Source organism: Bradyrhizobium sp. NAS96.2, assembly GCF_001908235.1.
Taxonomy (GTDB): Bacteria; Pseudomonadota; Alphaproteobacteria; order Rhizobiales; family Xanthobacteraceae; genus Bradyrhizobium.
In genome coordinates this window covers 22,296-30,762 of record NZ_LGHK01000051.1, presented here as the reverse complement: position 1 = coordinate 30,762, position 8,467 = coordinate 22,296, and the positions used below count along the sequence as shown (strand labels likewise).

At 64.6% G+C, this 8,467-nt stretch carries 8 protein-coding genes and 1 pseudogene; 6 read left to right on the top strand and 3 right to left on the bottom strand.

Annotated elements, in window-relative coordinates; genetic code table 11:
• Window positions 1-358, top strand: a pseudogene (locus AC628_RS13370) (RNA polymerase subunit sigma-24); the annotation flags it as partial.
• Between the two features lie 106 nt (window positions 359-464).
• Here the strand turns inward: AC628_RS13370 and AC628_RS13365 are convergent.
• On the bottom strand, window positions 465-902 hold the full coding sequence (locus tag AC628_RS13365; protein WP_143201582.1) for a styrene oxide isomerase: 438 nt from the start codon (window positions 900-902) through the stop codon (window positions 465-467).
• Between the two features lie 226 nt (window positions 903-1,128).
• Between AC628_RS13365 and AC628_RS13360 the strand changes: the two genes are divergently transcribed.
• On the top strand, window positions 1,129-2,157 hold the full coding sequence (locus tag AC628_RS13360; RefSeq protein ID WP_074127265.1) for a putative zinc-binding metallopeptidase: 1,029 nt from the start codon (window positions 1,129-1,131) through the stop codon (window positions 2,155-2,157).
• Window positions 2,154-3,188 (top strand): D-alanine--D-alanine ligase family protein, encoded by a 1,035-nt coding sequence (locus AC628_RS13355; RefSeq protein ID WP_074127264.1) that lies wholly within the window; start codon window positions 2,154-2,156, stop codon window positions 3,186-3,188. The genes AC628_RS13360 and AC628_RS13355 overlap by 4 nt, the downstream gene beginning before the upstream one ends.
• Window positions 3,189-3,195: 7 nt before the next feature.
• On the opposite strand, the gene AC628_RS13350 is transcribed toward AC628_RS13355, so the two are convergent.
• Window positions 3,196-3,468: a hypothetical protein gene (locus tag AC628_RS13350; RefSeq protein ID WP_074127263.1), complete on the bottom strand. Its 273-nt coding sequence runs from the start codon at window positions 3,466-3,468 to the stop codon at window positions 3,196-3,198.
• A gap of 697 nt (window positions 3,469-4,165) precedes the next feature.
• Between AC628_RS13350 and AC628_RS13345 the strand changes: the two genes are divergently transcribed.
• The 3 genes from AC628_RS13345 (at window position 4,166) to AC628_RS13335 (ending at window position 7,845) form a co-directional block, all read left to right on the top strand.
• The gene (locus AC628_RS13345) at window positions 4,166-5,164 is read left to right on the top strand and encodes a L,D-transpeptidase family protein (protein WP_074127262.1); all 999 of its coding nucleotides are present in this window, start codon (window positions 4,166-4,168) and stop codon (window positions 5,162-5,164) included.
• A gap of 225 nt (window positions 5,165-5,389) precedes the next feature.
• Window positions 5,390-7,054: a thiamine pyrophosphate-binding protein gene (locus AC628_RS13340; protein WP_074127261.1), complete on the top strand. Its 1,665-nt coding sequence runs from the start codon at window positions 5,390-5,392 to the stop codon at window positions 7,052-7,054.
• A 20-nt stretch (window positions 7,055-7,074) separates the two neighbouring features.
• Entirely contained in the window at window positions 7,075-7,845 is a 771-nt protein-coding gene (locus tag AC628_RS13335) for an SDR family NAD(P)-dependent oxidoreductase (RefSeq protein ID WP_074127260.1), read from the top strand.
• A gap of 315 nt (window positions 7,846-8,160) precedes the next feature.
• Here AC628_RS13335 and AC628_RS43955 read toward each other — a convergent pair whose 3' ends face one another.
• A complete protein-coding gene (locus AC628_RS43955; RefSeq protein WP_168193368.1) occupies window positions 8,161-8,337 on the bottom strand; it encodes a hypothetical protein in 177 nt (58 codons plus the stop codon).
• Window positions 8,338-8,467: the final 130 nt, after the last annotated feature.

The following is an 8,467-nucleotide window of genomic DNA, read 5'->3' as shown; positions in this document are numbered from 1 at the left end:
CGAGGCCGATGCGCCCGGCGCGACCGACTGGCGCCGCATCGCCGCGCTCTACGGCGATCTCGCCGCGCTGCTCGACTCGCCCATCATCGAGCTCAACCGCGCGGTTGCGATCGGCATGGCGGAAGGGCCGCAGGCTGCGCTTGCGATCGTCGACGGTCTCGCCGATGAGCCGGCGCTGAAGTCCTATCATCTGCTGCCGAGCGTACGCGGCGATCTCCTGCACCGGCTGAGCCGCTTCGCGGAGGCGCACACGGCGTTCGAGGCGGCCGCCGCATTGGCCGGCAACGCGCGCGAGCGTGAGTTCCTCAAGCGCCGCGCCGCCGCCGCGCGCGCCGCGCAGGACCACGGACGTCGCTGACGGCTTCGCGATCCTGGACGCGGGCCTTGAGCTCAGGCGCATCGATCGCGTAGCCCGCGCTTCACCACCAACCCGGCCGACACCGCCGCGGCCGTGCAGCGCTGGGTTAAGCGTTAGGTCCGACCAGCCCGGCCTTGCCGCGCAGCCCCCACAGCAGCAGGACCGATGCCGCGATGATCGCAAGGCCGATCGAGATGAACCCCGCGGTCACCAGCGTCTCCTGCAATGGTGCGGCACCGCGTCCTGCCGCGGTGACCGGCGAGAGTGCGCCGGTCCCGAGCACGGCGGCGAGCGTCGTCACGGCCCAGTTGCCATAGGTCCCGCAGAGCAGCGCCCAGTAGGCGAAAGCGCGCGGGCCGGACGCCAGCCGGACCTCGCTCCAGATTGCCCCGACCGCGAGCAGGAAGGTGCCGTTCATCACGCCTTCGAGATGCGCCGCGAGCGCCATCCGCACATTGGTGAAGTGCTGCTCGGCAAGGCCGGTCAACAGCCCGATCAGGAACAAGGCCATGCCGTGAAACAGCAGCCGCCGCCGATAATCCATTGTCGCCCCCAGAAATAGCCCCTCGGAATAACGGCCGACCATAGCAGAAAGTGCGCAGTCGCCTGCCTGGGATCAGGGCCGGCCGCTCGGTCTTGCCGCGCCGGCTGCTGGCCGCTGGTGGCAGCGCTGACCGGGTTAGGAGCTGCCGCAAAAGCCCGGCGGTTGTTGCCGGCGGCAACCTATGACACCATCCCGATTCCGGTTTGTTTTTTGACTTTGGAAGCCTATGCCGCGCCGCAAACATGCCTGGGAGAACCTCACGGATGAGCAGTTGCTCAAGCAACGCCTCAGCAGTCTGAGAGTTGCGGTCGAAGGCACCTGGCTCGCGGATTGTGTCAGCACGCTCTACGAGGAGCTCGAAGAGCGCGGCATCCGGCTGCGGCCGCACACCTGGATCTCGAGCGAATGGTTCAGCCCGGCGGATGTGCCCGGCATCGCGATTCCGTTTTATCTGGCCCATCCCCGCCTGATGAAGCTCGAGAAGAAGATGATGCTCGACGTCGAGGGCGCCTCGTGGTCCGAGTGCATGGCCATTCTCCGCCACGAGGCGGGCCACGCCGTGCAGCACGGCTACCAGCTGCAACGCCGCCGGCGCTGGCAGCAGCTGTTCGGTCCGTCGTCGCAACACTACCCGCGCTACTATCGGCCCAATCCGGCCAGCCGCAATTATGTCCAGCATCTGCGGCTCTGGTATGCGCAGAGCCATCCGGACGAGGATTTCGCCGAGACCTTCGCGGTGTGGCTGCGGCCGCGCTCGAACTGGCGGACGCGCTATGCCGGCTGGCCGGCGCTGAAGAAGCTCGAATATGTCGACGAGCTGATGGGCGAGATCGCCGGCAAGCGGCCGCTGCTTACGACGCGCGAGCGCGTCGATCCGCTGCGTGAGCTCAAGCAGACGCTCGGCGAGCACTACAAGAAGAAGCAGGCGTTCTACGCGTTCACGCCGCCGAAGACCTATGACCGCGATCTGTCCAAGCTGTTCTCCGCCGATCCGCGGCATCAGCGGTATCAGCCGGCGGCGGTGTTCATCAGGCGGCATCGTGCTCACATCAGGCAGCTGGTCGCGCGCTGGACCGGCGAGAATCAGCTGACGCTCGATGCCGTGCTCGACGACATGATCTCGCGCTGCCGCGAGCTTAATCTGCGTGCCGTCGGCCCCGAGCAGAAGCTCGTGACCAATTTCATCATTCTGCTGACCGCCAAGACCATGCACGCGCTGTTCGGCCCGTCGCGCCGTAAGTGGATCGCGCTATGAAACACCTTCGCATCCTGGTGCTCATGCATCCCGACTGTGTGCCGCCCGACAGCAGCGATGGATACTCGGCGCGGGAAATCAATGAGTGGAAGACCGAATACGACGTCGTGAGCACGCTGCGCGCGGCCGGCCATGAGGTTCGTCCGCTCGGCGTGCAGGAGGAAATCAAGCCGGTGCGCGACGAGATCGAAGGCTTCAAGCCGCACATCGTGTTCACGCTGCTGGAGGAGTTTCACTACGATGTCGTGTATGACCAGCACATCGCGAGCTATCTCGAGCTGATGAAGATTCCGTACACCGGGTGCAACCCGCGCGGCCTGATCCTGGCGCGCGGCAAGGATCTGTCCAAGACGCTGGTGCATCATCGCCGGGTTCCGGTGCCGGCCTTCGCCGTGTTCCCGATGCGCCGCAAGGTCAAGCGTCCGCCGCGTCTCGAGCTGCCGCTGATCGTCAAGAGCCTGAGCAGCGATGGATCGCTGGGCATCTCGCAGGCGTCGATCGTCGATACCGACGAGAAGCTCGTGGAGCGCGTCGCCTTCATCCATGAGCGGATCGGAACCGCGGCCATCGCCGAGCAGTTTATCGAGGGCCGCGAGCTCTATGTCGGCGTGCTCGGCAACAACCGGCTGCGGGTGCTGCCGGTGTGGGAATTGAAATTCGGCAGCATGGGCGGCCCCGGCGCGCGGCATATCGCGACCGAAAAGGCCAAGCACGATACCAGCTATCAGGAGCGCATCGGGATTGCGGATGGTCCGGCCGACGATCTCACGCCGGAACTATCCGCCCATATTCAGCGGCTGGCGAAACGCATCTACCGGACCCTGGGGCTCGACGGCTACGCGCGCATCGACTTCCGCCTGTCCACCAATGGCGTGCCGTATTTCATCGAAGCCAATCCCAATCCCGAGATCGCCAAGAGCCAGGAGTTCGCGACGGCCGCCGGGCATGACGGGCTCGATTACCCGGGTCTGTTGAACCGGATCGTGACGCTCGGAATCAGCCGCGCCAAGGCCGGCGTATCCCTGGGCTGACCGAGCTTCAGAGACTGCGCTGCATGGTGTGGCGCCGCGCGTCCCTGGCGAGGAACATCGCAAACGTTTCCCTAACGCGCGCCGCCGGTGTCGCCCCGGTGGCGGCCGTGGAAGCGGGCGCCGAGGTGGAGTGAAACGCATCCGGTTCCGGCCATCGCCGTGCGATGACGTCGTTCACCGGAACCGCCAACAAGATACTGTCGCTGCGGCAGGTATCGTAGACGTACAAACCGGCAAGAAAAATCGATACGACAACAAGGATCGTCCTGAAAATCGGCATTGTGTTTGCGCCTTCTTGATTGAGGCGAACAATGCCCGGCGACGGTGAACCGCGCGTTTAGCTGTCGGATCGATCGGCCAGTACGGTTCCCGCTTGGTGAACGCGATGCATAAACCGTTCGCTTACCAACGCCTTCAAGGTTGCGGCAACCAGCTTTCCTCACCAGCCTGCAAGGAGTCTCTGGCATCAAGGGATCAAGAAAAAGACTGAGGAGGCCACCATGTTCGTCGCCATTCGAGTCATGATCCTGATCGCCAGTGCCTATGCAGGCTCGGCCGTCGCAGAGATGCAGTTCGCGCCGCTGCCGAGCCTTGCGGCTTCGTCCGCGCCGTAGGATTGGCGAGCGACGCATTTTCTTCGCGCTGTCTTGACGCAAGGTTGGCGTTATCGTCGCGAGGCTGCGGCAACTCCGATTGCGCGGGCTGCATTTTCCGTCGTCCGGGTCGCCGTCAATCGCAGGAAATACAGCGACAGTCCTGGATTGCGTTCGCACAGCTTCCTCAGTGCGCCGTCGCTGATCCACAGCATGAGTCTGACCGGCAGTCACGCGGAGCGCGACGCATCGCGCTGCGATGGCCGGAGATGTCGGCGGACTGCCTCCGGGTGCTTCTCATGCCCGACGCAGCGCAGCGAAACACTTCTTGGAACTTCGCGGCCTTCCGTGGCTTGACGGAAGGTGGCCATGTTGGGATGCGCGATGTTCCGACGTTTTGCCTTTGCACGTTTTGCCGCTGCCCTCTTGTTTTTGTCGACCACGCCCGTGGTTGCAGCAGGTCTCGATGCCGCCTCGATCAACGACGCCGCGGCGCCGCCGGCAAGATTGCCGGACCGTCAACAGCCCAGCCCTTCCATTGCCAGGCTCGAGATCCTGCTCGATCGCGCGCATTTCTCCCCCGGGGAGGTCGACGGCAAGCTCGGCGAGAACGCGCAGAAGGCGCTCGCGGCATTCGCCGAGGCCAATGGATTGTCCTTCGACAAGGCGGTGACGGCGGATCTCTGGACCAGGCTCGTCGCCGCCAGCGAAGGCGCCGCGGTCGCCACCTACACGATTGTCGATGCCGACGTGAAAGGTCCGTTCCTGAGCAAGGTCCCCGCGAAGATGGAGAGCATGAAGAACCTGCCGGCGCTGAACTACACCAGCCCGCGCGAAGCGCTCGCCGAGAAATTCCACATGAGCGAGGCGTTGCTTCAGGCGCTCAATCCCGGGCAGAAGTTCGACAAAGCCGGCGCAACCATCGCGGTCGCGAACGTGCTCGACCCCGAAAAGCCGGCACCGGTCGCGCGTGTGGAGGTCGACAAGACGCGGCAGACGCTGAAAACGTTCGATGCCGCGGGCAAGCTGCTCGGCTTCTATCCCGCAACGGTCGGCAGCACGGAGAAGCCGACGCCGAGCGGCACGCTGAAGGTGACGGCGATCAACAAGAATCCGACCTATCGCTACAATCCAAAGTACAAGTTCAAGGGCGTCAAATCGAAGAGGCCGTTCACGATCAAGCCCGGCCCGAACAACCCGGTCGGCGTGGTGTGGATCAACCTCTCGGGGGAAGGCTACGGCATCCACGGCACCCCTGATCCCGGCAAGATCTCCAAGGCCGAATCGCACGGCTGTGTCCGACTCACGAACTGGGACGCTCTCAGGGTCGCGGCCGGTGTCGCCAAGGGCACGCCGGTTGCGTTCGTGGAGAGCTCGCGATAGCGCGGTGAGCGCAAGACCTGACGCCGGAATAGCCGGTTGCCAACGTCGCTCCGTGTCATTGCCGCGTCGCGGAATGAAGTCGACCTTGCGATGCGCGTCCGTGCCTTGAAGCCATGCGGAAGACGCAGCCGGCCGCGCGCACGCCAACCGTCGCGCATGGTTGCCATGGGCCGCTCTCCGGCTGATGATGCGCAAAACGGATCAAAACCGATCGAGAGGAAGCGAATGCGTGGGCGTCGTGTGCTGATGGAATCGTTCGTGTCGCACGGCGTGCGCCATATCTTCGGCAATCCCGGCACGACGGAAACGCCGCTGCTCGACAGTCTGCCGGCATTTCCGCAACTCGAATACATCATGGCGCTGCATGAAGGTGTCGCCGTCAGCGCCGCCAGTTTCTACGCGCAGGCGTCGGGGCGCGTCACCGTTGCCAATTTGCACGTCGCTCCCGGCCTCGGCAACGGCATCGGTTCGCTGTACGGCGCGCTGAAAGCAAACTCGCCCGTGGTCGTGACGGCCGGCCAGCAGGATACGCGGATGCGGTTCAACAATCCGTTGCTCGGCCATGATCTCGTTGCGATGGCTGCACCCGTGACGAAGTGGAGTGTGCAGATCGAGCGCGCCGACGAGATCGCTCCGATCATGCGACGCGCGTTCAAGGTGGCGACCGATGCGCCGCAAGGCCCCGTGTTCGTGTCGCTGCCGATCGACGTCCTGGAGCAGGAAACCGCGGTCGACGCGTCGACGCCGGATCATTTGTGGCGATCGACGCGTCCCGATCCGGCAGGCATCGAGGCGCTGGTCGCGCTGCTCCTGAAGTCGAAAAATCCGGCCATCATCGCCGGCGACGATGTGGCGCGGTCGGGCGGCGAGCAGGCGCTGGTGGCGCTGGCGGAAGCGCTCGGCGCCACCGTGTGGTTCGAGGGATTGCGCCATCACGCGTCGTTCCCGACCAGCCATCCGAGTTATCGTCAGTCGCTCCCGGGCGATGCCCGGCAGGTGCGGAAGGCGCTCGGCGAAACCGATCTCGTGCTGCTGATCGGCGGTCCGTTCTTTGAGGACATCTGGTTTGCGGCGGGCGGCCACATTCCCGACGGCGCGTCCTTGCTGCAGATCGAGGCCTCGGCCGAGCGTCTCGCGCTCAACAACCGGCTCGATGCCGGCATCGTCGGCGACATCGCCGTCAGCCTCGCCGCTCTGACGGAAGCGTTGCGTGCAAAGGCGGGTGCGGACTTCAGGCAGGCCGCGCAGCACCGTAACGTCGCGCTGGCCGAACTGCAGGCGAAGGAGAAGGAAGCCTATCGCGCCCGTGTCGAGAAAAGCTGGAACCGGGAGCCGAGCTCGATGCCGCGCGTTACCGCGGAGCTTCGTCGCGGTCTGCCCGATGATGTCGTGATCGTCGATGAAAGCATCACGGCGAGCCTCGATCTCGCGCGCGCCTTCGATTATCGCGGCTTCGGCGATTATTTCGGCGGCCGTGGCGGCGGCATCGGGCAGGGCCTTGCCGGTGCGATCGGCGTCAAGGTCGCAATGCCGGACCGTCCGGTTGTCGCCGTCTCGGGCGACGGCTCGGCGATGTACGCGATCCAGTCGCTGTGGACTGCCGCGCACCACAAGCTTGCGATCGTGTTCGTGGTGCTCGCCAACCGCGAGTACCGCATCCTCAAGCACAATGTGGATGTCTGGCGTCAGAATTTCGAAGCCGGCACCCAGCATCCCTATCAGAATATGGATATCACCGGCCCCGGGCTCGACTTCGTGCATCTCGCAGCCGGCATGGGCGTCGAGGCGGTCAGGGTTGAGAAGGCCGACGACATCGCCGGTGCCGTTGCAAAGGCCGTGGCAGCTCAGCGGCCATACCTCGTCGAGATCGCAATTGAAGGCAAGCGCTGACCGCGCCGAAGGAGTTTCCCATGGCAGGCATTCTGGACGGCAAGGCTGCGTTGGTGACCGGCGGCGGCTCCGGCATTGGCCGGGCAACCGCGATAGCCATGGCGCGCGAAGGGGCGCGCGTGGCGGTGTCCGACCTCTCGAAGGATGGCATCGAGGAGACGGTCGCCCTGATCAACGCCGCCGGCGGCCAGTCGATCGCGATCCAGGGCGATGTCACCGACGAAGCCGATGTCGCGAACATGGTGGCCCGCACGGTTTCGGCGTTTGGGCGCATCGATTGCGCGTTCAACAATGCCGGCGTGGCCGGGCGCTCCGTCGGCCCGCCCGGCCAACGCATTCACGAGCTCACGCAGTCGTCGGTGGCGAAGATGTTCTCGGTCAATCTGATGGGCGTGTTCCTGTGCCTGAAATACGAGGTCGCGCAGATGCTCAAGCAGGGCGGTGGCGGCGCGATCGTCAACACCGCCTCGATCGCCGGGCTGGTCGGCCTCGCCACGTCGGGCCACTATGTCGCGACCAAGCACGGTGTCGTCGGGCTGACCAAGTCTGCCGCGATCGAATATGCCCAGGACGGCATCCGCGTGAATTGCGTCAATCCCGGATACATCAAGACGCCGATGACCAAGGAAACAATGGACGAACGCTACGACGAGATCATCGCCAAGGTGCCGGTACGTCGCCTGGGCGTGCCGGAGGAAATCGCCGAAGCGGTGGTCTGGATGTGCTCGGACAAGGCGTCCTTCATGACGGGCGCGTCGCATGTGGTGGACGGCGGCTACAGCGCCGCCTGATCGCCTGGAGAACTCTGAGGCGTCAGGGCGTGACCGCGGATGTATGGCTAACAGCAGACCACAAACTCGATGTCGTCCCGGGCAAGTGCAGCGCGACCCGGGCCCCATAACCACGAAAGCCAACTGGTTTGCGAGCTGGAGCCACAGCGCGATTCAACAACGCAAACTTGTGGTTATGGGTCCCTGCTCCCGTGCGCAATTGCGCACTAGGCAGGGACGACACGGGGTAAGAGCCCGTGGATTCACACACTGGATCGCCCGCATGCGCGGGTGATGACGGGGGTGGCTGTTTGACAGTCGAATCGGTCGCAGACTCTAGTGGTCGGTCTTCGGCGCCTTGGCTGCAAGGTCGAGGCCGAACCGGAGAGCGCGCTCCTCGCGCTCTTCGGTCAAGAACCTCAGCTCCCGTTCCAGCGACCGCGCAACCTCGTCCTGGGTGTGCTGGGAATGGCGGCGGGAGCCGCCTTGCGGTTTGGCCGGTTGGGCAGTCACGGGAGAACCCTTGTCATCGCAGTGTCACAGGCGCAGGCATGCCACGGCTGGAGTCGCCGCGACAATCAAAAAGAATTCAGCGGGCGTCGTTTGGAATGTTTGTTGTGCATCTGACTCTAATTTGAGCAGG

Excerpts from the sequence above, each read along its gene's own strand:
- AC628_RS13360 (WP_074127265.1), top strand. The coding sequence starts at position 1,129 with ATGCCGCGCCGCAAACATGCCTGGGAGAACCTCACGGATGAGCAGTTG.
- AC628_RS13340 (WP_074127261.1), top strand. The coding sequence starts at position 5,390 with ATGCGTGGGCGTCGTGTGCTGATGGAATCGTTCGTGTCGCACGGCGTG.
- AC628_RS13335 (WP_074127260.1), top strand. The coding sequence starts at position 7,075 with ATGGCAGGCATTCTGGACGGCAAGGCTGCGTTGGTGACCGGCGGCGGC.
- AC628_RS13345 (WP_074127262.1), top strand. The coding sequence starts at position 4,166 with ATGTTCCGACGTTTTGCCTTTGCACGTTTTGCCGCTGCCCTCTTGTTT.
- AC628_RS13350 (WP_074127263.1), bottom strand. The coding sequence starts at position 3,468 with ATGCCGATTTTCAGGACGATCCTTGTTGTCGTATCGATTTTTCTTGCC.
- AC628_RS13365 (WP_143201582.1), bottom strand. The coding sequence starts at position 902 with ATGGATTATCGGCGGCGGCTGCTGTTTCACGGCATGGCCTTGTTCCTG.
- AC628_RS13355 (WP_074127264.1), top strand. The coding sequence starts at position 2,154 with ATGAAACACCTTCGCATCCTGGTGCTCATGCATCCCGACTGTGTGCCG.